The following is a 24,276-nucleotide window of genomic DNA, read 5'->3' as shown; positions in this document are numbered from 1 at the left end:
CTATGACCAAGACAAAAGCATTAACCGTAACCGTATTTTGACGCATTTTAGCCGAAGCTTGTCGTAAAAATAGTCGCAAAGTTCGTGGCAAAGTAAGCAGATTATTTGACCAAAGCTTATTTAAACGATTAGTTTAAATTGTTGGAAATAAACACAATAAAAAACACAGAGTGTAACAACTCAACCTACATTGGAAGGAAAACACATGTCTAAACATCGATTTTCGATATTATTGACAGCCGGCGCCGTTGCCTTGGCATTGTCAACAACGGGCTGCTCCCCTCAGCAAGAGCAAGCCACCGAGGAAACACAAGCCCCCCAAGAGCAGAGCCAAACAGCAGTAAAAGATCCAAGCCAAGTGGCCGCTGCAACTAACCCGTTTTTTAATGCATGGGGTACACCATTTGGCGCGCCACCGTTTGATGAAATCAAAACCGAGCACTTTATGCCAGCATTTGAGCAGGCAATGGAGAAGCACCTTAAAGAAGTTGACGCAATTGCGACATCAGACAGTCTACCTACATTTACCAACACGGTAGAGCAGCTAGAGCTTTCGGGCGCTGAGTTAGTGCGCGTAGCGCGCGTATTCTTTAACTTAACAGGCACCGAATCGAACGATGAAATGCAAGCCCTGCAACGTGAAATTTCGCCGCTGTTAAGCCGTCACAGTAATAAGATTCAAATGAATCCTGAGTTGTTTCAGCGAATTAAAGCGGTACATGCCACTCGTAACGACAGCAACCTAAAAGCCGAGCAAGTTCGCCTTGTTGAACGCTTGTATAACGAAGCTGTTCGCTCTGGTGCTAACCTAGAAGGTGCAGATCGAGAGCGTTTTGCCGAAATCAATGAACGCATTGCGACACTCACCACCACCTTTGGTCAAAACATGTTGAACGACAGCACTGACTTTAAACTCGTGTTGGAAGCGTCAGACTTGGCAGGTATGTCTCAATCTATGATTGATGCCGCAGCCGCCAGCGCTAAAGCCCAAGATATGGAAGGCAAATACTTAATCACCCTTCAACGTTCAAGTGTTGAACCATTCTTACAGTTCTCAGAGCGCCGTGACTTACGCGAAAAAGCGTTCAAAGGCTGGGCAATGCGCGGTGATAACGACAACGAATACGACAACAAAGCAAACGTTGAAGAAATCGTTAAATTGCGCTCAGAGCGCGCTAAATTACTAGGTTACAAGCACCACTCCGACTATGTACTGTCTAATACCATGGCATCCTCACCAGAAGCGGCGATGGACTTGCTCATGAAGGTTTGGACACCTGCGGTTGCCAAAGCAGAGCAAGAGCGTGAATGGATTCTTGAGCTGATGAAAGAAGAAGGCGCAGATCACAAATTTGAAGCTTGGGACTGGCGTTACTACGCAGAAAAAGTGCGTAAAGCGCGCTTTGACCTAGACCAAGGTGAAATCGCCCAGTACTTTGAGCTAGAAAACATGCTCAAAGCTAAGTTTCATGTAGCTGAGCAGCTCTTTGGCTTAACTTTTACTGAGCGCAACGATATTCCGGTTTACAACCCTGTCGTTCGTGTGTGGGAAGTAAAAGACGCCAGCGGCACTTCGATTGGTTTGTTCTTTGGTGACTACTATGCGCGTTCAACTAAGCGCTCTGGTGCTTGGATGAGTGCGTTTAGAACGCAGCAAAAATTGGCGGGTGATGTTAAACCACTGATCATCAACAACATGAACCTTAACCAGCCAGCTGAAGGCGAAGCTACGCTGATGAGCTACTCTGATGCGGTAACCTTATTCCACGAATTTGGTCACGCGCTGCACGGCTTACTTTCTAACGTTACTTATCCAACGCTAGCAGGAACCAGTGTGTCACGTGATTGGGTAGAGTTTCCAGCACAGTTATACGAACACTTTATCGCTGAACCAGAAATGCTGAAGCAGTTTGCTCGTCACTACAAAACCAACGAACCAATGCCTGATGCGCTTATCAAACGCATTAAAGATGCCAGCACCTTTAACCAAGGTTTTGCGACCATCGAATATACAGCGTCAGCACTGGTTGATATGGCTTATCACAAAATGACTGAAGTTGATTCAATCGACGTGCGAGCGTTTGAAGACAAAATTTTAGGTGATTATGGCAAGCCGGAAGAAATTATTATGCGCCATCGCAGCACACACTTTGGTCATATCTTCGCTGGCGGTTACGACTCAGCCTACTACGCCTAAATGTGGTCTGAAATTTTAGACTCTGACGGTTTTAACGCCTTTGTTGAAGCAGGCAATATTTTCGACAAAGAAGTTGCGCAGAAACTTTATAACTTCGTGTTTAGCACAGGTGATACGTTAAATTACGAAGAAGCCTACAAAGGCTTTAGAGGTCGTGCGCCAACAACAGACGCGTTATTAGAAAATCGAGGTTTTACGCAGCCTTAGCGCGCTATTAAAGCGGCTTTCTTAAGTTTTCACCTGTCATCAGAGACGGAAAAAGAAAAATAGAAAGCCACCCAATAAAAAAGCCCTGCATCGCAAGATGTCAGGGCTTTTTAAATAAATATTGTTACCAGCTAACTAACCTTAACCACCTGCTTACCCACTAGCCCACCAGCGAGTTGCGCATGCATAGCCTTGGTCACTTGCTCGGCATCAAATTCAATTGAATAAATTTCAGGGACATGCAGTTGTTTGCTAGCGAGTAGTTCTAGCAAATGATCGCCCATCATACTGAGTTTTTGCTGAGCACATAGATCATTGGCAAGCCAAGCACCACCGAGGGAGATAGCGTGAATGGCTGGCGATCGTTCAAACAATAAGCCAGCGTCAATTACTGGTAGTTCGGTTAAACAGGCAATGCGCCCATTAAAGCGTAATAGTTCTATATCACGCGCCGTTGCTTCGCCACCAACTGAATCAAGTACTGCGTCTAACAGCTGATAAGCCAAAGCTTGTTTAATCTTATCCACTAAGTGTTTATCGCGATAATCAAAGACGTGATCGGCGCCTAAACAGCTAACTAATTTATGATTGGCTTTCGAGGCAGTTGCCAGCACCGTTAGCCCTTTAGCTTTTGCTAGTTGAATCGCAAACTGGCCAACAGCACCAGCCCCCGCTTCAATTAAAATGGTTTCGCCAGCTTCAACTTGCAGCTTACATAGCGCAAGGATCGCAGTCATACCCGCACAAGGTAAAGCCGCAGCTTTAATTGGCTCGACACCTTCCGGCAACAGCGATACCGCATGGGCTTCAATCGCAACATATTCGGCAAGCGCACCAGCTTTTGATAAATCGCTATGCCACAGCACTTGTTTACCAATTAACGGGCAATGCGGGCTGTATGAATCAACCACAGTACCTACCCCATCTAATGCTGGAATATGCGGATATTGCCAAGCACTATGCCCAGTTTTCGCTAACTTGCTATCCACTGGGTTGAGCGCGGCATAGTCAACTTTGATCAGTACTTGACCATCACCAACACTCGGCACCGGTAGCTGAGTTTCGGTTAGTTCAAAGTCTTCACTTGCCTTGGTTAATACCAGTGCTCGCATACTACTGGCAATCGAATTGCTTGTTTTCACTTGTTTCCCCGCTAATACAAACTTACTGCGATAGGTTTAGCAGCTAAAATATTCATTGCTAAACCTATCGCGATTGGCCGTTCCCTAAGTTACTTGCTCGGCTGGTAACGCTGAGGCGGCTTTTTTATTTTTATTAGCTAGTAGCATATAGAAAACTGGCGTAAATAACAGGCCAAATACCGTAACCCCGATCATGCCGCCAAATACCGCTACGCCCATTGCTTGACGCATTTCTGCGCCAGCACCTGTTGCCAACACAAGCGGCACAACACCGGCAGTAAAGGCAATTGAGGTCATTAAAATTGGGCGCAAACGCAAGCGACAGGCTTCCAAAATTGCCGCTAATGGCGATTGACCAGCATCTTGAATTTCTTTAGCAAATTCCACCATCAAAATCGCATTTTTACAGGCCAGTGCAACCAGCACGATTAACGCAATTTGGGTAAAAATATTGTTGTCACCGCCAATCATCCAAACACCTAACAAGGCAGAGAAAATGGTCATCGGCACAATCAAAATAATGGCTAATGGCAAACGTAAGCTTTCATATTGCGCAGCTAATACAGTGAACACTAACACCACCACTAACGGGAAGATGTACACCATGGTATTACCCGCTAAAATTTGCTGGTAAGTCACTTCGGTCCACTCGTATTCCATACCGTTTGGCAAGGTCGCGGCGAGTACTTCTTCAATCGCAAATTGTGCCTGATCTGAACTGTAACCCGGTGCTGGGCTACCGTTTAATTCAGCACTTGGATAACCGTTGTAGTGCATCACGCGATCTGGCCCTGTGGTTGGCGTTACTGCCACAACTGCGCCCAGCGGTACCATATGCCCTGCGGCATTACGGACTTTTAAGCCAAGAATTTGTTTCGGATCAACTCGAAAGTCTGCATCGGCTTGCGCGTTAACCTGATAAGTGCGGCCAAACAAGTTGAAATCGTTGACATACAAAGAGCCTAAGTAAACTTGCAGCGCATCGAACACTTCCGATAGCTCAACCCCTAGAATCAGCGCTTGTTCGCGATCCACTTCAATATCCATTTGTGGTACTTGAATGCGGAAAGTTGAGTACAAGCCCATTAACTCAGGGCGTTTTTGCGCTTCACCAATTACCGCTTGTAGTGAATCAAACAAAGCGTTAAACCCTAAGTTACCTCTGTCTTCAATTTGTAGTTTAAAACCACCGGTTGAACCTAAGCCTTGAATGGGGGGCGGAGGGAAAATCGCGACAAAAGCTTCATCAATCGCCGCAAATTGGCCATTTAAGTTAGCCGCAATAGCGTTAGCAGAAAGCTGTGGGTCGCTGCGCTCGCTAAAATCTTTTAAGGTCACAAACACAATACCGCTGTTCGGGCTATTGGTAAAACCGTTCACCGACAAACCTGGGAAGGCGACGGTATTGGCGACACCAGGGGTATTAAGCGCCATATCGCCCATTTCACGGATCACTTCTTCGGTACGATTCAAGCTTGCCGCATCTGGCAATTGCGCAATCGCCACTAAGTATTGCTTGTCTTGCTGAGGAATAAAGCCACCCGGTACAGCATTAAATAAGCTGCCAGTTGCGCCCACTAAACCTAGGTATAACACAGACACTAACAGCGAAAAGCGGATTAACTTTTTCACTAAGTTTTCATAGGCATTAGCACCTCTGTCAAACAACTTATTAAACGGTGTAAATACCACTCTGCTCAGCGTTTTATCTAACACACGTGTTAACCAGTCTGGCTTGGCATCATGCCCTTTTAGCAACAATGCCGATAACGCTGGCGATAACGTTAACGAGTTAAATGCTGAAATCAGGGTTGAAATGGTAATAGTTAAGGCAAATTGCTTATAGAATTGGCCTGATAAACCAGTAATAAAGGCTGTTGGAATAAATACCGCACACAGTACTAGCGCGATCGCAATAATTGGCCCTGTTACTTCGGTCATGGCTTTGCGCGTTGCTTCTAATGGCGATAAACCATCGTGAATATTTCGCTCAACGTTTTCCACCACCACAATGGCATCATCGACCACAATCCCAATGGCTAGTACCAAGCCAAATAGTGAAAGTGTGTTAATTGAAACGCCAATCCACTGCATAATGGCAAAGGTACCGATGAGCGATACAGGCACCGCAATTAATGGGATGATTGATGCGCGCCATGTTTGTAGGAATAAAATCACCACCAAGACCACAAGCACAATCGCTTCTAGTAACGTGGCGATTACCGCGTCAATCGAGCCACGAACAAACACCGTTGGGTCGTAAGCGATTTCGTAAGCTACCCCTTGTGGGAAGGCTTTTGACAGCTCGGCCATAGTGCTGCGCACTTCATCAGACAATTCAATAGCATTAGAACCCGGACGCTGGAAAATCGGCATCGCCACCGCAGGCTTACCATTAAGTAGTGAACGTAAGGCATAGGTGTTTTGGCCTAGCTCAACACGCGCGACATCTTTCAAGCGTGTAATAGAGCCATCGTCACCTACTTTAATGACAATATCTTCAAACTCTTCAATTGAGTTTAAGCGCCCTTTTACGTTGAGCAGAACTTGGAATTCACTGTCCACTGGCGTTGGCTGTGCGCCTAATGAACCTGCGGCCACTTGACGGTTTTGTTCACGAACGGCTGAAACAACATCCATTGCCGTCATATTGCGTGAAGCAATGGCATCTGGGTTTAACCATAAGCGCATTGAGTATTCGCCGCCGCCAAATAGCTGAACATCACCAACGCCGCCCAAACGAGCGATCTGATCTTTCACATACAGGCTGGCATAGTTTGATAAGTAGCTGATTTCACGCGACTCATCTGGCGAGTACAAATGCACGACCATGGTTAAATCAGGCGAAGCTTTCTCGGCGACTACACCTAAGCGTTGCACTGTCGTTGGCAAACGCGGCAAGGCACTGTTAACACGGTTTTGCACTTGTACTTGCGCTTTGTCTAGGTCGGTACCCAAGGCAAAAGTGACGGTTAAGGTCATGCGACCATCACTGGTTGCCTGTGAAAACATATACAGCATGTTTTCGGTACCGTTGATTTCTTGCTCAAGCGGCGTGGACACCGTTTCGGCAATCACTTTTGGGTTAGCACCGGGGTAGTTCGCCGTGACCACCACAGTAGGTGGCACAACTTCTGGATATTCACTGACCGGCAGTTGGAACAAGGAAATAGAGCCGCCGATCAAGATAATCAGCGACAGCATCGACGCGAATATCGGCCGTTGAATAAAGAAATGAGAAAAATTCACAGCGAGTAACTCCTAGCGCACAGCCGCAAACGTTTCGGCAGCAGCTGGGTCAACGGTCAGTGCAACCGCCGATAAATCTAAAGTGACATTGCGCGGGCTGATCACCATGCCTGGGAACACTTTCGCTGGGCCATTTACGGCAATATTGTCTTCTGGGTTTAAACCCTCGGTGATCACGCGGTACTGACCATAACGCTCACCTGCCGTTACTTGGCGATATTGCACGGTATTATCTTCGCCAATCGTTAACACAAAACGATTTTTCAGATCTGTGCCAATTGCGCGATCTGGCACCAAAATGTGTTTTTCAATATCGGTAGACGCCAGTTTTAAGCGAGCGAAAGAGCCTGCTTTTAACGCGCGTTCTTGCGTGTGGTTATCAAACGTCGCACGGACACGAATCGTACCTGTTGAGGCATTCACTGCATTATCAACAAAGTCGATATGACCTTGGTATTGACGCTTGCTGCTGCCAGCTAACGTTAACATCACTGGCAATGGTGTGTTTGACGTAACATTGGCAAAATCTGAGTTCCACGTGCGCTCGTCAATATCAAAGTATGCATACATTTCATCGTTAGAAACGATATTAGTTAACACACTTTGGTTAGCAATAACGTTGTTACCTTCGGTAATTTCTGCGCGTGAAATCACACCTGTAATTGGCGACTTCACTGAGGTGAATTCTAAATCAAGTAAGGCTGAATCTAGTTGAGCTTTCAGTGCTAACAATTCCGCCTTACGTTGTTTTGAATCAGCTGAACGCGATTCCACTTGTTCAATTGAAATGGCACTACTTTTTCCTAGGTTTAAGGCGCGCTTTTCGCGATTAATCGCCTCTTCCAGCGCCGCTTCACCAGCAAGAATTTGCGCGCGCAAGCGATCAACGACCGCTTGAAATGGACGAGGATCAATTTGAAAAAGTGCGTCACCTTGCTGCACCGTTTGCCCTTCGGTAAAGGCAATGCTTTCAACCACACCAGAAACACGCGGCATTAAAATCACGCGCTGCGGCGACTCAAGGCGAGTAGTATAGGTATGCCAAGATTGCACTTCTTGAAAGGCAACTTGTGCAACATCAATTGGCAGTGGTGGCATTTGCATTTGTGGCTCGGCTTCTTGGCTATTACATCCAGCCAAGGTAAGCACCGCGAGCATTGCCGTTACGGAAGCTAATAAATGAAGCTTTTTCATGAAAATATATACCTTGTAATGCGCTAATTACGACCACAGGTGGTCGAGAATTTTATGAAAAGAGATTGGTAAGGGCGACAAGCACAGACTATGAAACCATGACCAATTTATTGAGCGCTATTGTAAGGCTTTTATTGTTGCCCATTAACCACCTATAATGACACACAGTGTTGCGCTTTTGGCACCAATAAAGTTAATCTTGTGGAGATCCGAATGGATATTTCTAGTCGTATGTTGTTGTTTTTGGAAGTTTCTGAGCGCGGCTCATTTGCCAAAGTCGCCGAGCATAGAAAGATCGATCGTTCAGTTGTATCGAAACAAGTCGCCAAGTTAGAGCAAGAATTAGGCGTGCGCTTAATGAATCGCACCACCCGCTCTTTTTCCATTACTGGCGCCGGCCACGATGTGCTAAGAAAGGCACAAGCGCTCAAAAGCTTGCTTGATGACACGACGCGTGTTGCGCAAAATTATCACCAAACACCTCGGGGTACGCTAAAAATTACCTGTAGCTACTCTCTAGCTAAGCAAGTACTGATGCCGGTGATTACCTCCTTTCAGCAGCGCTTTCCACAAGTTAACGTAGAATTATTCACCGGCGATAAAGTCGTCGATATTATTGCTGATGGATTTGATTTAGCGATCCGCGTTGGTGAGCAAAAAGATTCTTCTATGGTAGCCCGCTACCTTGCCCGCAATCGCTTATTGTTACTGGCTGCGCCAAGCTTTATCGAACGCTTTGGCGAGCCCAAAACACTTGAAGAACTGGCGAGCTTGCCTGCTACTTGCTATGCCGGCGAGCAAATTAGGCCGGATTATATCGACTATGCCGACGAGCAAAACCAAACACAGCGTGTGCACCTGAACTGGCAATTTGCCTGTAACGAAGTGGAGTTAATGCGCGACCACGTGCTTTCAGGTGCTTCGTTTTATCTCGCCCCTGCGTTTCATATGCAAGACGATATCAGCGCTGGTCGCTTAGTGCCGATCATGACCGACTTAAAACTACTGGATTTTACTGCGATTTATGCAGTATACCCACACCGAGATTTACCACTTAGAGCACGCCTATTTTTTGATGCGTTAAAAGAATATATCGGCGATAAAATTCCGATTTGGGAGCAGAATATCCCGAACTTTGAAAAAATGTACGGTAATCCAACGCGTGAAGAGTGGAACAGCCAAGCATAAACCATTTACCCCTAGATAGAGATATAAAGGCACTAAAGTTAAAAAGGCACCAAGAGGTGCCTTTACTCCAATACTTGCTTTATTTCTCGCTTAAGTATTAGCTCAAGTAGTCGCTAAAATATTAGAACTTAGTGCAGCTTCATTTTAGGTCGAGTCACTTTCACTAACCGTTCGGCAAACCACAAAATCGTCGCTCGCACTTGGCCGTGAATAGCCGCTTGGTGCATACGATACAAAGAAACATACACCAGCTTGGCAATGCGCCCTTCAATAAACATGCTGCCTTTGGTGAGATTCCCCATTAAACTGCCCACAGTACTAAAACGCGACAAATTCACCAGCGAGCCATAATCCATATAGCGATATTCTTTCGGCGCGAGTCCTTTGCGTTTACGTAAAATATTTTCTTTGACGATGCTCGCCATTTGATGTGCCGACTGCGCTCTAGGTGGTACCCAGCTTTCATCAGGGTTTTGAAAACCACACGCATCGCCAAGTACATAAATATCCTCATCGAAGGTTGAGGTTAGATCTTTATTGACCAACACTTGCCCCATACGATTAGTTTCGACGCCTTTGATCTGTGCCAAAAACTCGGGCGCTTTTACCCCTGCCGCCCAGATCATAATATCGGCTTGCAGTTTTTCATCCTCGCTGGTGACAAAGCCATCATGCTCTGCGCGCTGCACCCGCGTTTGCTCTAGCACTTCAACGCCAATTTTTTCCAGCTCACGTTTAGCAGCGCTAGCAATGCGATCAGGCAAGGCGGGTAAAATACGCGGTCCTGCTTCAATTAGGCGAATTTTAAGCTGCTCTGCGGCCATATGTTCAAAACCATAGCTGCCCAGCATTTCGGTGACATGAAATAGCTCTGCCGCCAGCTCAACACCGGTCGCGCCTGCACCTACGATATCAATGTGTAGCTCTTGCTTGGATTCATCCTGACTAATTCGGGTGAAAGTGCTTAATAAGGTTTTGTGAAAGCGCTCAGCCTGTTGATGGCTATCGAGAAAATAACAATGCTCAGCCACGCCCGGCGTGCCAAAATCGTTACTGACACTACCAACCGCTAGCACTAATTGATCGTAGTGTAATTGGCGTGTGCCCAGATTATGCTCGTCGCTGACAGGCTCTAAGGTCAAGGTTTTGCGGTCAGGGTCAACACCACTTAAACAGCCAAGCTGAAAGTGATAGCCATGACGTGCGCCATGCGCGTGATAAACCACGGCATTTAGGCCAGCATCAAAGGTGCCCGAGGCGACTTCGTGCAATAAAGGTTTCCACACATGGGTGCGGTTTTTGTCTACCAAGATGATCTTGGCTTGGTTTTTTCGGCCTAGTTTATGGCCTAATTGGGTTGCTAATTCAAGGCCGCCAGCCCCTCCTCCAACGATAACAATAGTTTGCATAGAAAAGTCCTTAAAAGTAATAAAGGACTGGCGTCGGCAAAACTTTTAGTAGCTCACCTAGCATTTAAAAACACAAGGAAAATGCAGGAAAAGCGCTAGCCAAAACAATCCAACTTCAGTGCTTTATCACTTAAAAGCAAAATCATACTAACACAATTTGTACGGTAATTTTAAAGAGTCCTTTGGTATTAATAAGTTACCTTACGAGTACAGTTCTGAAGCCGCTCTTTGGAACTTCGAACTAGCAAATAGTCGACATGATCTTGATACAAATAGGCTATTTTTGAAGACGATATCGCCTAGCAGGTTAACCTTAGCAACTATAAAGTGGCTCGCAAAAGTTCAACCAAGGTAAATAACCATGAGACCGCTAATTTTAGCGTTAGGAGCCATAGTGTCACTGACCACCGTAACACCTGTTAATGCGTTAGATTCCATGTCAAATAGCCAAACGCATATAAACAGCCAAGAGCAAGCAGATAGCAAAGCGCAAGCAGATAGCGAAACGCTAAGTAAAGTACAACCTAGTGTCCAAGATAGTGAGGGCAACACCTATCGCACCGTAACTATAGGCGATCAAATCTGGCTCGCCGAAAATCTAAGAAGTACTAAGTTTCAAGATGGCTCGGCGATACCCACTGCTTTTATTCCAGATGACGATGAAAATAAGCTGCTAACCTATGGTCGGCTCTACAACTGGCATGATGTTGTCGACGAGCGAAATATTTGCCCTGTTGGCTGGCGCGTTGCCACTGACGCCGATTGGCAAACATTGGAAAAAACCATTGGTATGGCGGATGCTGATCTCAATAAAGAAGGTTGGCGAGGTGATAATGATCTTGCTATCACCCTTAAAGAAGCACAACCAGATAGCTGGTTTGAAAAATTCGATCAATCACAAGTCAACAAGTACAACTTTGCCGCCAGACCCGCAGGTGTGAAATGGGGCCGCTTTTATCTCACCCAAGGAATATACACAGAGTTTTGGACAAGCACGGAGGCAACCGACACAAAAGCCTATAATCGAACGCTCGTTTACCCTTGGTGGAATCCTCACAAAGGTGAAATTAACCGCGTCAAGATATCGAAAGACTATATGTTTTCCGTGCGCTGTATCAAAATTTAATCAAGCGTAATGAGTTTTGAGAACTTGCTAGTGCGATTGCTGGGTTTGCGCCCACTGCTTGGGTGATTGACCGTATAGTCGCTTAAAATCTCGGCTAAATTGCGACGAGCTTTCATAGCCCATTGCCAATGCTGCCGTGCTGACGTTCTCACCACTGGCAATGCGCATTGCGGCATTATTTAACCGCATGGATTTAACAAATTGTATTGGCGACATAGTGGTTGCTTGCTTAAACTTGCGATGAAAGACAGCGCGGCTCATTCCCACTTGCGACGCAAGCTCGTCAATCGTCACGCTTTGACCTAAACGTGCCGATAAATATTCAATTGAACGGGCAATTTCATTTCCCATACCGAACGCTCGCTTGACTGACAGACCTGCTTGCCCTTCCAATACAGCGTAATAAAACTCTCTTAATCGACTATCTCCCAGTATTTTCATTTGTGTTGGGTTAGCCAGTAATCGCAATAAACGTAGCAACGCGTCCGTAAAATTATCATCCCACGTTGCCAAGGTTAAGCTCGGTGATTGGTCGCTATATTTAGGTTGTGTCATAACACTGGTTGTACTGGCTAATTCGATTACCAGTTCAGTCATTACCTTAGTATCAAGCGAGATATAAACGCCTAACAACGGCTTTTCAGGTGAAGCCAAAGGTGTGCCTGCTTCAACTGGCATCGACATAGTGCAGCACATGTATTGATCACTTCCATAGCTAAAACGCTGACCATCGAGTATCGCCTCTTTAGTACCGCTAACAATGGCGATTATTGCTGGCTCGTATATCGCCGGTGCACATCGCACTGCGTCAGTTACTTTAAAAAGTTGTAAGCCTTTAATACCGGTATCGATTAACGCTTCTGCACTGACCTTACTTTCACTTGCCTGCCTTTTACTTGCCGGCTTGTCACTAAGCTGGTGCTCGCCCATGGTTTGCTCACTTAAGGTTTGCAGACATACCTGAGCCTCAATTAGTTGCTTTATTTGTTGTTTCAGCGCGTCTTTATTGCTCATATTTACATTCTACTTGTTAGTCTATCCAACTACCTTGATTCCCAAGCCCACATTTTAACAGTTCACCAAACCACTCGATTAACACCAATACGATACAAATAGGCAAGTTTTAACGACTTTATCGTCTATTAGCTACCACCATTGAGATTTATAGTATTTCACCCTAGCAAGTGCTTCAAGCTTATTAAGCATATGGGTTAACGACTGAAACCCGCATAACAGCGACTTGCAAGCCCATTTAGTACTTTAGCAATACGCATTCAGGAGTTAGACGATGACCACACAACAATTTGGTAAATACGGCTGGAGCCCCGAGCGAATCCGCTCATTGGCGGGAAAAACTTATGTTATTACCGGCGCAAATTCAGGTACAGGTTTTGAAGCTGCCCGTATTTTCCTGTCAAAGGGCGCGAAGGTAGTGATGATGAATCGCAATCCTGAAAAATCAGCAGTAGCCATCGACAAGCTTCAGCAAGAGTTTGGTACCAGTTGCCCGGTAAGCTATATCCAATTGGATTTGGCAAAGTTAGCGTCAGTGCGCAAAGCCGCTGCAAAGGTGTTGGAATCGGTACCGCAAATCGATGCACTGATCTGTAATGCCGCAATCGCACAAGTTGCTCAGCAAGAAATCACCACTGATGGCTTTGAGAGTCAGCTTGGCGTCAACCATTTTGGTCACTTTTTACTATGTGGCATGTTGTTTAATCGCATTGAAGCATCAAGCGGTCGTATCGTGGTAGTGGGCAGCAACGCCTATAAAATGGGACTAAAAACCATTCAGTTTGACGATCTAAATTTTGACGCAAAGTACACTGCATGGAATGCCTATGCGCAAAGTAAATTAGCTCAGCTGATGTTTGCTTATGAGTTGCAATATCGCTTAGCCAACCAATTTGCCAGCCCTTTAGCCAGCCCTTTAGCCAGCGATACTGATACTAAAGGCTCAAACGTTCAAGTACACGTTTGTCATCCTGGCGCATCGCGCACTAATTTGTTGATGGATACCGCCAGCACATTTAACAAAGCACTTTGGTCTGTGCTCTCACGCGTTATTGCCCAACCTGCCGAAAAAGGCGCTTGGCCTCAGGTAATGTGTGCAACTGAGCAAGACTTAAAACCACAGCGTTACTATGGGCCAACAAAACGCGCACAAACGGTTGGCGCCGTTGATGAATGCCCTTTGGAAACTCTGGCGCTAGACAGAGAGGTCGCCACTAAACTTTGGCAAGTATCTGAGCAGAAAACGGGTTTTACTTGGCCGTTTTAGTTAGCTATTTGGGGTTATTCGGTTAAGTTCTTTGCGAGTTAGAAGCTTTGTTCAAAACAAAACCGCCACTAGCTCCTAGCTAAATATCAATGTAGGGATATTTGATTTCACTGACCGGCACAATATAAAAACTTACCCCTGCAATCGAATACGTCGGTAGTTGATAAGCAGGGTCAAAGCTTGTCGGTGTGCTAACGGCTTTTCTAAAGCGAATATTTTTTAAAATAAGATCGGAAAAGGCATTCACATCATTAGGTGAGAAAGCCAAAATATTGCGGTCAATCACTAAAGAAAAGCCGTTAAAAATGTTGGTGGAATCACAGGAAAAGCCGCAGTAACCAAAGTAGTCCGATAAGTTAGAGCCGATACGAATCACTTCTTTGACGAACTCTTTTTCACCAAACAGATAAGCGATTTTCCGCTCGAATAAATCACTGTTTAAGCCGACAAACTGACTCATCAAGCTACACTTTGCATGGGCATTGATCAGATCGGTTAATAGTTGATTATTCGCGTGGATCAGCTCAGTTTCAGAAACAGCACCTGAATCGCGAAGCGCTATTAACGAGTCGCATTTTTTCTCAAGGTTATCGAAATAAGCCACAAAATGGGCGGCAAAGTTGGCAACAAAAGCGGCACTTGAATGTACTAACTTCGTGTTAAACAAATTCATTAAAATCAAACTTATTTATAACAAACAACTTATTTAAATTTAGTTAGCTTTTGTCGGTTCGGCAATTTTCCCAAGTTGCGATTTATTCATCTATGCCAAACAGTAGTTACGGAAAACAGTATTCTTTTGTGGTTTCTGGTTGGGGGTTGTGGTGATTATTCGCGATTCTTTTACCTCTCACCTCTTACCTACCACCTCTTTTATTATTGCAAATTTGCAATAGTCACTCCCAATAATGCGCATTTTTCATCACACCTTAGCTTGCTAGCATATGCCCCGTTCAAGATTGACTCGTCACTACGAGTCGTTTTATGCCATTAGGAGCAAGCCATGAAAGCGATTTTATTAACTCAAACCGGAAATAGTGAAAAGCTAAACTACACCGAAGTGAGCACACCAAGCCCGTCATCAAGCCAGGTATTGATCAAGGTGGCAGCAGCACCAGTTAACTTTATTGATACCATTATCCGCGAAGGTAATATGCCACCGGGTATGATGCCAGAACTTCCATTTATTTCGGGGGTTGAAGGCAGTGGTACAATTGTCGATAGCAATGGCACAAATTTGAGAAACGGCCAAAAAGTTGCGTTTTTAGGGCCAATTGGCGCCGCTACCTACGCAGAATATGCCTTGGTCGATGCTGATAAGCTGGTTGTTTTAGATGAAGCAACGGATCTAATCGCAGCTGGTTCTATGCCAGTAACGTATTTTACCGCTTATCATATGATTCATAACGTCGCCCGAGTTGAGCCAAACAAATTTGCCCTTGTTTACGCGGCATCGGGTGGGGTTGGCACGGCCTTACTACAGCTTTTAAAACTTGCTGGTGTTAAGACAATCGCCCTTGAACGTCGCGATAGTAAAGTAGAGCAAGCATTAAAAATGGGCGCGGACTATGCCTTTAATATAAGCGCATTTAATACAAGTGCTGCTAGTAAAGATTGGCTAACAGAAGTTAAGAAAATCACTAATAACCAAGGGGTGAACTATATTTTCAACCCTGTCGCTGGCGATACCATCAGCCAAGACTTAGAAGCCTTGGCAACGCTTGGGCATATCGTTATTTTTGGTTTCTTAGCAGGCGTTGGTGAAACTAATATGCAAGCAGAAGTAGTTAAACACTTTAGCAAGTCACCGACGATCAGTTATTCAGAAATCTATGCTACCTACTTTAACAATTATGACTTGGTCGCATCATCGCTAGAAAAAGTTTATGCCTTATTAGCAGAGCAGAAAATTCAGCCGCTATACACTACGATACCGTTGGCTGAAGCTGCCAAAGCGCATGACTTATTAGAAAATGGCAAAGTGTTGGGTAAGTTAGTGCTAACGCCTTAGTTTGTCTGCTCTCGGTTGGCTGCTCTAGCTTAGTTTTTAATAAACAACTTTTACGATGTAAAATTTCGATTAACCGCTAGTTTAAAATTTAATAAACTAGCGGCTTATTGCAGTGCTCACTCAGACTCTTGTGCTGCATACCTTTGTTTAATGTAGCCTACTAAGTGTCTGATTTGGCTAATAGTATGGCGCCGACCATAATAATATGCATACATAGCGCGAGTACGAGGTGTTAGTCCCTCAACATTAATTTCGAGCACCTCCGGGTTGGTATGCATCACTTCGGGAATAAAGCCAACAAATCGTCCGTTACCCACACTGTGATAAGCCAGCCCAAGGTCATCAAGGGTGAGTTTTTGATTTGTCGTAAAAAGATGTGTTTGGTTATCTGTGCTTTGAAAAGCCCACTGGCTAGCAGGTAAAGTTACCACAGCAGGTAATGCGCTTAGCTGTGATTCAGTGATGGTTATTTGCTGAATTTGCTCAGTACTCATTACTTTCGGACAAACTAGCCCTGCCTCTATCAGCAAGTCTTTATGTGCACAAACGACATAAGGAATATCCCACAAATGCAATGCAATCGCGGATGAATCTTCCAGTGGCCCGACCCGAAACGCTAAGTCTAGCTGCTCTCGCACTAAATTTTGGTTAACATTCGATAGGCCAATGCTGAGTGATAAGTCAGGGTGATCAGCGGCAAAGTCAATTAACCAGCTGCCGAGAAAATCAACGCCAGCGCGCACAGGCATTGAAATGCTGAGCTCACCGTTAAAACGAATTTCATCAGCGACCGCTGCATTAATGGAGTTAGTGAGTGATGCGAGTAGTGGCGAGCATTCTTGATACAACTGATGACCGCGTGCCGTCACGCTAATTTCTCGCGTGGTACGTTTAATTAAATCTAGCCCTAGCGAACTTTCCAGCGCATCTAATCGACGACTCACAGTGCTGTGTGGCACGCCTAACTGCTCAGAGGCTTTTTTTAAACTACCTTGCTCGACTACCGCGCAAAAGACCTGAATATCGTCGAGAACCTTTTTCATTCGCGTGCTTAGTATTTTTCATCAAATAAAGCAAACTATACCAAAAATGAAATAATAGCGAATTTTAGTGAAACAAATCAGCATCGAACCTAGTGGCTAGCTAAGCTTACGGCATTAATTTTTCCAACAGAAAGTCAATCAACACTCTGACCCGCTTTGCTTTTTGTGCGTCTTTATGGAAATAGACATACAGCGCAGAATACGGATACCAATACTCAGGTAGAACAGGAACCAGCTGACCGCTGTCGATTAATTCAGTGACTAACGGCTCAACGATACGGCCTATTCCCAAGCCTTTTAGCGCGGCGTCGACCATCAAGCTGGTATCATTGACGATTAAGGCATTAGGCATTTCCACTGTCACTGTTTGACCATTATCGTTAAGTAATACAGGTACTAATTGATTCGAGGTAATAAAGCGATACTGGATCAGTTTATGTTGCTGTAATTCGTTTGGCGTTGCTGGTAGGCCGTGTTGTTTTGCATAATCTGGTGAAGCGAAAAACGCCTCTTTCATTGGTTTGGTTAACTGGCGCGCCACCATGCCCTGCTCCACGCGATCACCGAAGCGAATACCCAGATCATAGCCCTCTTTTAAAATATCGATCGCCGCATCAGAAACGGAGATTTCTAGTTCAATGGCTGGATAACGTTGACAAAATTCAGCATAAATAGGTTGCAATAAATGCTTATAAACAAAGCGCGGCGTGGTTAGCCTGGCCTTACCCGATGGTACCTTGCTTAAATCGCTGACACTTTCAAACGCTAACGGCAATTCCTGCAGCGGCTGCTTTGTTTGCTGGTGCAATAACCTGCCCGCTTCAGTGAGCTCAATTCGGCGCGTTGTGCGAGTAAATAGCGGTAAGCCGACTTCTGCTTCAAGTGCTTTTAACGCATTGCTGACTGAAGGCGCGGCAACTTCTAGCTTTTGCGCCGCTTTGGTAATACTGCCTTCACTGACAATAGTGTGAAACATTTGTAGTTGGTTAAAAGTCGCACCATTCATCATTCTTGTACTTTATTCACAGCTGCCCACCTTGATTGTTAGCTAAAGACTAACAATTATTTAGCCATACATCATCTAATCAATAACAATAAGCTCACGTACACTCTCCCTATCAATTACAGACAAGGTCAGTTTAGTCAGGCCTTAGCCATACCAATGCTGTCAGCAGGAGAGTCACAATGAGTAATATTCTAGTAGTTTCAGGCCATCCAGATTTAGCCAATTCAAATACCAATACGGTGATCTTAGATCACCTAACACAACAACTTGCCGCTCCTTCATATGACCTCGAAGTTCGTCGACTAGATAGCTTATACCCTAACTTTCACATTGATGTTGCCGCAGAGCAAGCAGCACTTGTTAATGCTGATATTGTCGTCCTGCAGTTTCCTTTTTACTGGTACTCAACGCCAGCATTATTGAAAAAGTGGTTAGACGATGTGTTTAGCTACAATTTTGCCTATGGCGCAGAAGGCGACAAACTAAAAGGCAAAGACTTAATCTTATCGTTTACAGTGGGGGGCCCAGAAGAGTCATACCAACCACTAGGTTATAACCACTTTTCGATTGAACAGTTAATTTTGCCACTTCAGCAAACCGCTTATTTGGCAGGAATGAATTTTGTTGCTCCTGTTTACACTCATCGCATGGTGTATATTCCTGGCGTTTACAATACCTTAGAAGATGTGCAAAGCCGCGCGACTGCTCATGGCCAACGTCTGGTCAATCAAATTCAACAGCTGTCCAATTCAATCGAAAGCAAAGTGAGCAAGTTTGTTACTGATTGGTTTGCCGATTTTGACCTACTGACTGCCGCACCAGAGCGCTTTACCGCAAATTTAAGTGAAGACGTCAAACTGGTGATGCCAGATGGTGAATTTATCGGTCATCAAGGCTTTAGAGACTGGTACGCGATTGCCAGAAAAACTTTTAAACCAAACTGTCAGCATATTGTCGAGCAGATAAGTGTTAATGAACAAAACAGCGATGGTAATTACACCGCCGAATTACGCATTCGCCTTAAAGCAGAAACTTTTCCTGAATCAGCGCTGCAAGGTCAAAGCGTTAATATGCTAGTCAATGAAACGTGGCAGCTAAGCTTAACTGATGCTGGTGATATTAATATTTCTGAATACTTAGTCGAAGTCGTTAATGGCTAGTTGTCCGTGACTAATTGTCCGCGATGAATTTAGTCGCGGGTAATAACCAAGCATTAAGCCAATTCACACTAAATGAAAACAAGCCTCCCACTCGTTAGAAGGCTTTGCTAGTTCATTCAGCCCTTTATTGGTAAATTTATAAAGCAGAAACAAACATGAAAATAGTAACTTTTATCGCAGCACTAGTAGCCCTAGTTAGCCTATCGACAAAGGCGGGTAATGCGCACTCAGTTTCATCAGCACAATATTTACCCACACATCACTCTCTTCCCGCACTTCATCAAGCCGTGATCGCTGGTGACTTGGCAAAAGTAAAACAGCTGATTGATCAAGTAAGCGACATTAACCAGCTCGACCCACAAATGGGTAACTCTCCTGCACATATTGCCGCGCAAACAGACCACACCAATATTTTGCGTTACCTGCTCGACCACGGTGCTTTCATTAATTTGCAAGCACCACGATCTGGCTTTACGCCATTGATGATCGCAGCATGGTACTCAAAGCCTGAGAATATTAAATTGCTATTTAGCTACACCGAGTTAAATATTGAGTTACAAAGCCCAGTAGGAGCAAAGGCCGAAGACATGGTTGGCGGCTGGGATCGCCATATTGAGCCACATGAAGCTAAGCGGTATAACGAGCTTGCGAAATTGTTTGCGGATAAACGTAGCCAACAAGCAAATTTGCTGAGCAAGCAGAAAATTCTCAATACCGTTGAAGACAACAGCCTGCCTTAATCAGAAAAAGTTCATAAAATTTCACGTTTAATCGAGCAAGGGCAAAACGTTAACCAACGACGCCCTGTGTATTCAAATCGCAATGACTGGCATACGCCATTGCTGATAGCTGCGCGAGAGGGTTATAGCAAAATAGTTGAACTCTTGTTGGCACATGATGCGGACCAATCTATCACTGGCTATCCAATGAACGCAATTGCCTTTCACAAGGCAGCTTATATGGGCCATCCAGAGATAATACAACTACTACTCGCCGACAAACGGGCAGCTAAAGTGCTAAACGCACAAGGACCTAACAATGGTTACACACCACTTCACGATGCAATCTGGCATGGCAATACCAAGGCGGCTAGAGTACTTATTAAAGGTGGTGCAAAACTTGATTTGTCGACTTACGAGCAAGATACTCCACTCGCACTTGCTAAACGCTATCAATATTCTGAAATAGTGAAGTTTATAGAGCATTAACATTAGTATTCTGATTTGAAAACAATAAGTCGATACGCCAGCCTTCTTAAATGGGGACTGCGAATTTTTCCGCCAGCCTAACGAGGCAAAGCGTGTCGACGATGTGGCAATATTTTGTCATCTTCGTGCTATAGCCGCTTAATTTCGATATTCATAACCGAATATTGAGCATATTTTGCCAATACGTCTGACAGTAGCGCTTTCAATCAACACAGATATATCAATATTCGGCATGTCATTTGTGTCTGAACAAGCGGTCAATACTGATATTTTTCCCTTATCCCTTAATTAAAGCTAAAAACCTAGTATTAATAACAGGTTAACCCCGGAAATGCTGGCATTCGCTTTGCTTCATTAACGCTTGCCACTAGGCACAAGTAATAACTTTCGTTTAAACAAAGGAGCGCAAATGAACGTTATAGACGCCAGACAAGTTAATACCCCAAAGTCTAGCTACGCTAACTCGGTGCAACACCAACTTGAGCAGTTTAATACAAACTCACCTAATAAGAACAACGCGGACACTTTCAGCTTATCTGAAGCAGGTCGTTCTGCTTTAAGCAATGAAGCAGCATTAAGTCAACTTGCACTACCTAACTGGTATACTGAATTTTCAGTGCCCAGCTTAGATCTGACAAGCTCATCAGCGGCGATCAAAGAAGGCGCCCAGCTAGTTGCATTGTCAGAACAATATAGTGCAGATGGACATGTTACTGCCGCAGAACAACAAGCAATAGCAAGTTATCGACACCATATGTCAGCGAATCAGCAGTTGCTTGCTCATGATCAATTTAATCAAACTCACCAACAGCAAATTGATGAATACACAGCGATTAAGCAGGATGCAATGGCCGCAGCTAAAGCAGCACTAGGTCTTGATAATGACTCTTTTCTGCCAAGTTTACATGACCCAAACAGCGCAGCGCTGGGTGAACAATTCAAAGCAATCATGTTAGCCAACCCCAAAGCCGTCACGCTAATGAACACCCTAGGGGTTAAACCGAAATAAAGATCTAAGTTGACGATTACAAACAACTTTTACCGCCAGCGAAGACGTAAGGATAAGCGCCATGAACAGTTCAATCACTGGGCAGAGTTATCACATTCAGCCAACACGCACTGTTAGTAAAGTCAATGAGTTAGCCCAGTTCACCGCCAAATCGAGTGAATCGGTCGTCAATATCGATACCCGAAAAAATACGACCGACTTTATTGCCACGGCAACACCAGCAGAGCTTACTGCACGCGTTAACCAAATCATGTCAAGCTCCCTCCCCCATGGTGGTTAATTTGCGGGAAATAATGAATTCAGGTAGAGAAGAAGAATTGCTTAACAGAATCAATCGTTTAAGCGGCCAAATTGAACAAGAAAACCGCTCTGTGCTCAATCAGGAGCAAGCGCTAATCAGTCAGGTCCGAGCGGAGGGCAAAAGCGACAAAGCGATCCTGCTCAGTATTGTCGAATTAAGAGACCAACAATCAGATTTATACAAGCTCGCGAATCGCTGGGGAAGCCAAGGCTTAAGCTCTCCAGAAAATTATCAAACATTAGTCGAACTCACTCCAAGCTATGCCGATTACTATGCTTGAGCTATTTAAAACTGTAACTCAATCGCCAGCCCATTTGGTTACTGGCGAGATTCTGTTTATATTCGATAAGCAAGCGCTCGTTGAGACTATATCAGCCAATTCGCTTTAATATCTCAATCACACTTTCCATTTTTTTAAGGGATTCTTGTGTCGGTTTGCCATGCCTCTTAACAGCTTCATAATCTAACATCATCCCTTCTAAATGATTGCGCTTTCTGGATAAGTCATCATCAATACCTGCTGATCTATACATATCGAAGTATTCAGCCTCAGAGATCAAGTTATTGTCATATAACTCTTGTGCCATGGCTAGCACCTCATGGCCGGTAATATTCGTTACGTCATATTTTTCAGCAATCGCCTGCCATTTGGCATTAATATCGGCATCGCTGCTGGCTTGACCGGCACTACTGATGGTTGCCATATCTGCAGTGGTGCTATTTGCCTGTGCGGTGCTTTCTTGGTTTTGCTGGTAAATTGCCGCAGTCATCGTTGATTGCTTTATTTAGGTGGCTTGGTGGGTAGGGGCAATATGGTTTGTGATCATGGGTGATTCCTTATCCTTTGTGGCTAGTCCGCCTTGTTAATTAGCCAATTCGCTTTAATATCTCGATAACACGCTCATCTGCTTTAAGGGATCCTTGACTATACTCGCCATGCTTCTTGATGGCTTCATAATCTAACATCCTACTTTCTAAATGATTGCGCTTTCTGGATAAGTCATCATCAATACCAGCAGGTATATACATATCTAGTTTTTCAGCCCCAGTTATAAAATTATTGTCATATAACTCTTGCGCCATGGCTAACACCTCATGGCCGGTAATATTCGTTACATCATATTTTTTGGCAATCGCTTGCCATTTGGCGTCAATATCGGCATCGCTGCTGGCTTGGCCTGCGCTACTGATGGTTGCCGTATCTGTGGTGGTGCTTGTGGCCTTTGTCGTATTTTCTTGGTTTTGCTGGTAAATGGCGGTATTTGTTATTGTTTGCTGTATTGAAGCGGTTTGGTTGGTTTGCGCTATTCGGTTAGTTAGCATGATTGTCCTCTGCTATTTTAATGACACTTTGGCTTGAATTAATCGTGGTCACGCAAGTCATGCACCAAAAATAATTAACCTAGTACTTGTGCTAGGTTTTTACGGCTAAATTAATGGATAGTTTGCTTTTTGGGCGGCGTTCAGAAATGATCGAAAGCTGAGTAGGCAAGGGTTGGCACTGATGCGGCAAATTATTGTCAGTTGATGTACCGCCAGTAACAGAGTTGTGCAGCTCGGCTCTCAACTGTTTACCTTTTACGATTGTATATGCCTTAGTACCTTGTATACTTTACACCGCTTAAACACAGTCAATGTCATCGAATTTTATGCCGTTTTTTAACCGGGCTTGTGTTTAAAAGATATGTTCAAAATAAAAGTGTGATGGCAACGCATAAATAAAATGCTAAGCGCTTTTCACCCGTTCCGATAATAGCTTTTTTAGTAATGACCCCAGTATTTTCAACCACTTTTTTTCAAATCATTCAAGATATGACTTATGTTTCAACTGAGTCTGAGTTGTTTAAACACCTAAAGTCGGCAATACAATATTTAGAATTCGATTACTACGCCTATGGTTTGTGTATTGCTTCTCCGGTGACTAGGCCAACCTTCACACTACGTAATAACTACCCCGAGCAGTGGCAACATAGATACGAGAAAAACCAATATATCCATATTGATCCGACTGTGGCACACGGGCTGCAATCCACTCGACCAATTGCTTGGTCAGGACAAAAAAAGCGCAGCCAAAAGGCATTTTGGGAAGAGGCTAACGCTCACGGGCTTAAGTCAGGTTGGGCGCAATCGGCACTATTAAAACCCGGTGCAACGGGCATGCTAACTCTGGCAACGAATGATCAAGCCCCCTTGTCGCAAGCTAAACAGCTATATTTATTAAGCTTGAGTAACACCTTCCAATCTGTCTACGGTGAGCTTGTCGTGCCGCAAAAAATCGACACCCATGACGGTAAGCTAACCAAACGAGAAAAAGAAATCCTTAAATGGTGTGCAGATGGCAAAACATCGGATGAAATTGCGATGATACTTAACGTCACTAAAAGCACAGTTTCTTTTCATTTAGCTAATGCGGTAAACAAATTAGGCGTTTGCAATAAAACCGCTGCTGCCGTTAAGGCTATTCAGTATAACTTGCTATAGCTCGCCTGCATTTGCATGCTCGCATAAAAGCGCTTGCCAAGAGCATTACGCCCTTTATTGACTC

General features: G+C 44.5%; 23 protein-coding genes. 13 read left to right on the top strand and 10 right to left on the bottom strand.

Features of this window, described 5'->3' with window-relative positions; all coding sequences use genetic code 11:
- Positions 1-205 precede the first annotated feature (205 nt).
- Both DXX92_RS06175 and DXX92_RS19375 read left to right on the top strand, forming a co-directional pair.
- The gene (locus DXX92_RS06175; RefSeq protein ID WP_342768040.1) at positions 206-2,197 is read left to right on the top strand and encodes a M3 family metallopeptidase; all 1,992 of its coding nucleotides are present in this window, start codon (positions 206-208) and stop codon (positions 2,195-2,197) included.
- Complete coding sequence (locus DXX92_RS19375; protein ID WP_342768039.1) at positions 2,198-2,404, top strand: hypothetical protein; 207 nt, start codon at positions 2,198-2,200, stop codon at positions 2,402-2,404.
- A 131-nt stretch (positions 2,405-2,535) separates the two neighbouring features.
- On the opposite strand, the gene DXX92_RS06170 is transcribed toward DXX92_RS19375, so the two are convergent.
- From DXX92_RS06170 to DXX92_RS06160, 3 genes are all read right to left on the bottom strand, one after another.
- Positions 2,536-3,516 carry a zinc-binding dehydrogenase gene (locus tag DXX92_RS06170; RefSeq protein ID WP_115999660.1) on the bottom strand — a complete coding sequence of 327 codons (981 nt, stop codon included), beginning with the start codon at positions 3,514-3,516 and terminating at the stop codon, positions 2,536-2,538.
- Positions 3,517-3,630: 114 nt separating this feature from the next.
- On the bottom strand, positions 3,631-6,795 hold the full coding sequence (locus DXX92_RS06165) for an efflux RND transporter permease subunit (RefSeq protein WP_115999659.1): 3,165 nt from the start codon (positions 6,793-6,795) through the stop codon (positions 3,631-3,633).
- Between the two features lie 12 nt (positions 6,796-6,807).
- On the bottom strand, positions 6,808-7,989 hold the full coding sequence (locus tag DXX92_RS06160) for an efflux RND transporter periplasmic adaptor subunit (RefSeq protein ID WP_115999658.1): 1,182 nt from the start codon (positions 7,987-7,989) through the stop codon (positions 6,808-6,810).
- Positions 7,990-8,202: 213 nt separating this feature from the next.
- Here DXX92_RS06160 and DXX92_RS06155 point away from each other — a divergent pair, with 213 nt between their 5' ends.
- Complete coding sequence (locus tag DXX92_RS06155) at positions 8,203-9,177, top strand: LysR family transcriptional regulator (RefSeq protein ID WP_115999657.1); 975 nt, start codon at positions 8,203-8,205, stop codon at positions 9,175-9,177.
- A gap of 128 nt (positions 9,178-9,305) precedes the next feature.
- Here the strand turns inward: DXX92_RS06155 and DXX92_RS06150 are convergent, their stop codons facing one another.
- Positions 9,306-10,586 carry an NAD(P)/FAD-dependent oxidoreductase gene (locus DXX92_RS06150; RefSeq protein WP_115999656.1) on the bottom strand — a complete coding sequence of 427 codons (1,281 nt, stop codon included), beginning with the start codon at positions 10,584-10,586 and terminating at the stop codon, positions 9,306-9,308.
- 361 nt (positions 10,587-10,947) lie between these two features.
- On the opposite strand from DXX92_RS06150, the gene DXX92_RS06145 reads away from it, so the two are divergent.
- A complete protein-coding gene (locus DXX92_RS06145) occupies positions 10,948-11,712 on the top strand; it encodes a fibrobacter succinogenes major paralogous domain-containing protein (RefSeq protein WP_115999655.1) in 765 nt (254 codons plus the stop codon).
- Positions 11,713-11,739: 27 nt separating this feature from the next.
- On the opposite strand, the gene DXX92_RS06140 is transcribed toward DXX92_RS06145, so the two are convergent.
- The gene (locus DXX92_RS06140) at positions 11,740-12,642 is read right to left on the bottom strand and encodes an AraC family transcriptional regulator (protein WP_116002313.1); all 903 of its coding nucleotides are present in this window, start codon (positions 12,640-12,642) and stop codon (positions 11,740-11,742) included.
- A gap of 358 nt (positions 12,643-13,000) precedes the next feature.
- Here DXX92_RS06140 and DXX92_RS06135 point away from each other — a divergent pair, with 358 nt between their 5' ends.
- Positions 13,001-13,993: an SDR family oxidoreductase gene (locus DXX92_RS06135; RefSeq protein ID WP_115999654.1), complete on the top strand. Its 993-nt coding sequence runs from the start codon at positions 13,001-13,003 to the stop codon at positions 13,991-13,993.
- Between the two features lie 79 nt (positions 13,994-14,072).
- On the opposite strand, the gene DXX92_RS06130 is transcribed toward DXX92_RS06135, so the two are convergent.
- Positions 14,073-14,666: a hypothetical protein gene (locus DXX92_RS06130; protein WP_147301937.1), complete on the bottom strand. Its 594-nt coding sequence runs from the start codon at positions 14,664-14,666 to the stop codon at positions 14,073-14,075.
- Positions 14,667-14,996: 330 nt separating this feature from the next.
- Here DXX92_RS06130 and DXX92_RS06125 point away from each other — a divergent pair, with 330 nt between their 5' ends.
- On the top strand, positions 14,997-16,004 hold the full coding sequence (locus tag DXX92_RS06125; protein WP_115999652.1) for a quinone oxidoreductase family protein: 1,008 nt from the start codon (positions 14,997-14,999) through the stop codon (positions 16,002-16,004).
- Between the two features lie 116 nt (positions 16,005-16,120).
- On the opposite strand, the gene DXX92_RS06120 is transcribed toward DXX92_RS06125, so the two are convergent.
- Entirely contained in the window at positions 16,121-17,047 is a 927-nt protein-coding gene (locus tag DXX92_RS06120; protein WP_115999651.1) for a LysR family transcriptional regulator, read from the bottom strand.
- Between the two features lie 106 nt (positions 17,048-17,153).
- On the bottom strand, positions 17,154-18,056 hold the full coding sequence (locus tag DXX92_RS06115) for a LysR family transcriptional regulator (RefSeq protein ID WP_245961408.1): 903 nt from the start codon (positions 18,054-18,056) through the stop codon (positions 17,154-17,156).
- Positions 18,057-18,232: 176 nt separating this feature from the next.
- Here DXX92_RS06115 and DXX92_RS06110 point away from each other — a divergent pair, with 176 nt between their 5' ends.
- The 6 genes from DXX92_RS06110 to DXX92_RS06085 all read left to right on the top strand — a co-directional run bounded on the left by DXX92_RS06110 (position 18,233) and on the right by DXX92_RS06085 (position 22,011).
- On the top strand, positions 18,233-19,213 hold the full coding sequence (locus tag DXX92_RS06110) for an NAD(P)H-dependent oxidoreductase (protein ID WP_115999649.1): 981 nt from the start codon (positions 18,233-18,235) through the stop codon (positions 19,211-19,213).
- Between the two features lie 155 nt (positions 19,214-19,368).
- The gene (locus tag DXX92_RS06105) at positions 19,369-19,953 is read left to right on the top strand and encodes an ankyrin repeat domain-containing protein (RefSeq protein ID WP_115999648.1); all 585 of its coding nucleotides are present in this window, start codon (positions 19,369-19,371) and stop codon (positions 19,951-19,953) included.
- A gap of 66 nt (positions 19,954-20,019) precedes the next feature.
- Positions 20,020-20,421, top strand: a complete 402-nt coding sequence (locus DXX92_RS06100; RefSeq protein ID WP_115999647.1) for an ankyrin repeat domain-containing protein — start codon at positions 20,020-20,022, stop codon at positions 20,419-20,421.
- A 409-nt stretch (positions 20,422-20,830) separates the two neighbouring features.
- Positions 20,831-21,430 carry a hypothetical protein gene (locus tag DXX92_RS06095; protein ID WP_115999646.1) on the top strand — a complete coding sequence of 200 codons (600 nt, stop codon included), beginning with the start codon at positions 20,831-20,833 and terminating at the stop codon, positions 21,428-21,430.
- A 61-nt stretch (positions 21,431-21,491) separates the two neighbouring features.
- Positions 21,492-21,710, top strand: coding sequence for a hypothetical protein (locus DXX92_RS06090; RefSeq protein WP_115999645.1), 219 nt, complete (start codon positions 21,492-21,494; stop codon positions 21,708-21,710).
- A gap of 13 nt (positions 21,711-21,723) precedes the next feature.
- The gene (locus DXX92_RS06085; RefSeq protein WP_115999644.1) at positions 21,724-22,011 is read left to right on the top strand and encodes a hypothetical protein; all 288 of its coding nucleotides are present in this window, start codon (positions 21,724-21,726) and stop codon (positions 22,009-22,011) included.
- Between the two features lie 91 nt (positions 22,012-22,102).
- Here DXX92_RS06085 and DXX92_RS06080 read toward each other — a convergent pair whose 3' ends face one another.
- Positions 22,103-22,501 (bottom strand): hypothetical protein, encoded by a 399-nt coding sequence (locus DXX92_RS06080; protein ID WP_115999643.1) that lies wholly within the window; start codon positions 22,499-22,501, stop codon positions 22,103-22,105.
- A 97-nt stretch (positions 22,502-22,598) separates the two neighbouring features.
- On the bottom strand, positions 22,599-23,054 hold the full coding sequence (locus DXX92_RS06075; RefSeq protein WP_115999642.1) for a hypothetical protein: 456 nt from the start codon (positions 23,052-23,054) through the stop codon (positions 22,599-22,601).
- Positions 23,055-23,498: 444 nt separating this feature from the next.
- Here DXX92_RS06075 and DXX92_RS06070 point away from each other — a divergent pair, with 444 nt between their 5' ends.
- Entirely contained in the window at positions 23,499-24,212 is a 714-nt protein-coding gene (locus tag DXX92_RS06070) for an autoinducer binding domain-containing protein (RefSeq protein WP_115999641.1), read from the top strand.
- Positions 24,213-24,276: the final 64 nt, after the last annotated feature.

Source organism: Thalassotalea euphylliae (assembly GCF_003390395.1).
GTDB lineage: Bacteria > Pseudomonadota > Gammaproteobacteria > Enterobacterales > Alteromonadaceae > Thalassotalea_F > Thalassotalea_F euphylliae_C.
The sequence above is the reverse complement of the archived record's forward strand: the minus strand, read 5'-3'. Positions and strand labels throughout refer to the sequence as shown.

Excerpts from the sequence above, each read along its gene's own strand:
- DXX92_RS06175 (WP_342768040.1), top strand. The coding sequence starts at position 206 with ATGTCTAAACATCGATTTTCGATATTATTGACAGCCGGCGCCGTTGCC.
- DXX92_RS19375 (WP_342768039.1), top strand. The coding sequence starts at position 2,198 with ATGTGGTCTGAAATTTTAGACTCTGACGGTTTTAACGCCTTTGTTGAA.
- DXX92_RS06170 (WP_115999660.1), bottom strand. The coding sequence starts at position 3,516 with ATGCGAGCACTGGTATTAACCAAGGCAAGTGAAGACTTTGAACTAACC.
- DXX92_RS06160 (WP_115999658.1), bottom strand. The coding sequence starts at position 7,989 with ATGAAAAAGCTTCATTTATTAGCTTCCGTAACGGCAATGCTCGCGGTG.
- DXX92_RS06155 (WP_115999657.1), top strand. The coding sequence starts at position 8,203 with ATGGATATTTCTAGTCGTATGTTGTTGTTTTTGGAAGTTTCTGAGCGC.
- DXX92_RS06150 (WP_115999656.1), bottom strand. The coding sequence starts at position 10,586 with ATGCAAACTATTGTTATCGTTGGAGGAGGGGCTGGCGGCCTTGAATTA.
- DXX92_RS06145 (WP_115999655.1), top strand. The coding sequence starts at position 10,948 with ATGAGACCGCTAATTTTAGCGTTAGGAGCCATAGTGTCACTGACCACC.
- DXX92_RS06140 (WP_116002313.1), bottom strand. The coding sequence starts at position 12,642 with ATGGGCGAGCACCAGCTTAGTGACAAGCCGGCAAGTAAAAGGCAGGCA.
- DXX92_RS06135 (WP_115999654.1), top strand. The coding sequence starts at position 13,001 with ATGACCACACAACAATTTGGTAAATACGGCTGGAGCCCCGAGCGAATC.
- DXX92_RS06130 (WP_147301937.1), bottom strand. The coding sequence starts at position 14,666 with ATGAATTTGTTTAACACGAAGTTAGTACATTCAAGTGCCGCTTTTGTT.
- DXX92_RS06125 (WP_115999652.1), top strand. The coding sequence starts at position 14,997 with ATGAAAGCGATTTTATTAACTCAAACCGGAAATAGTGAAAAGCTAAAC.
- DXX92_RS06120 (WP_115999651.1), bottom strand. The coding sequence starts at position 17,047 with ATGAAAAAGGTTCTCGACGATATTCAGGTCTTTTGCGCGGTAGTCGAG.
- DXX92_RS06115 (WP_245961408.1), bottom strand. The coding sequence starts at position 18,056 with ATGATGAATGGTGCGACTTTTAACCAACTACAAATGTTTCACACTATT.
- DXX92_RS06110 (WP_115999649.1), top strand. The coding sequence starts at position 18,233 with ATGAGTAATATTCTAGTAGTTTCAGGCCATCCAGATTTAGCCAATTCA.
- DXX92_RS06105 (WP_115999648.1), top strand. The coding sequence starts at position 19,369 with ATGAAAATAGTAACTTTTATCGCAGCACTAGTAGCCCTAGTTAGCCTA.
- DXX92_RS06095 (WP_115999646.1), top strand. The coding sequence starts at position 20,831 with ATGAACGTTATAGACGCCAGACAAGTTAATACCCCAAAGTCTAGCTAC.
- DXX92_RS06090 (WP_115999645.1), top strand. The coding sequence starts at position 21,492 with ATGAACAGTTCAATCACTGGGCAGAGTTATCACATTCAGCCAACACGC.
- DXX92_RS06085 (WP_115999644.1), top strand. The coding sequence starts at position 21,724 with ATGAATTCAGGTAGAGAAGAAGAATTGCTTAACAGAATCAATCGTTTA.
- DXX92_RS06080 (WP_115999643.1), bottom strand. The coding sequence starts at position 22,501 with ATGACTGCGGCAATTTACCAGCAAAACCAAGAAAGCACCGCACAGGCA.
- DXX92_RS06075 (WP_115999642.1), bottom strand. The coding sequence starts at position 23,054 with ATGCTAACTAACCGAATAGCGCAAACCAACCAAACCGCTTCAATACAG.
- DXX92_RS06070 (WP_115999641.1), top strand. The coding sequence starts at position 23,499 with ATGACCCCAGTATTTTCAACCACTTTTTTTCAAATCATTCAAGATATG.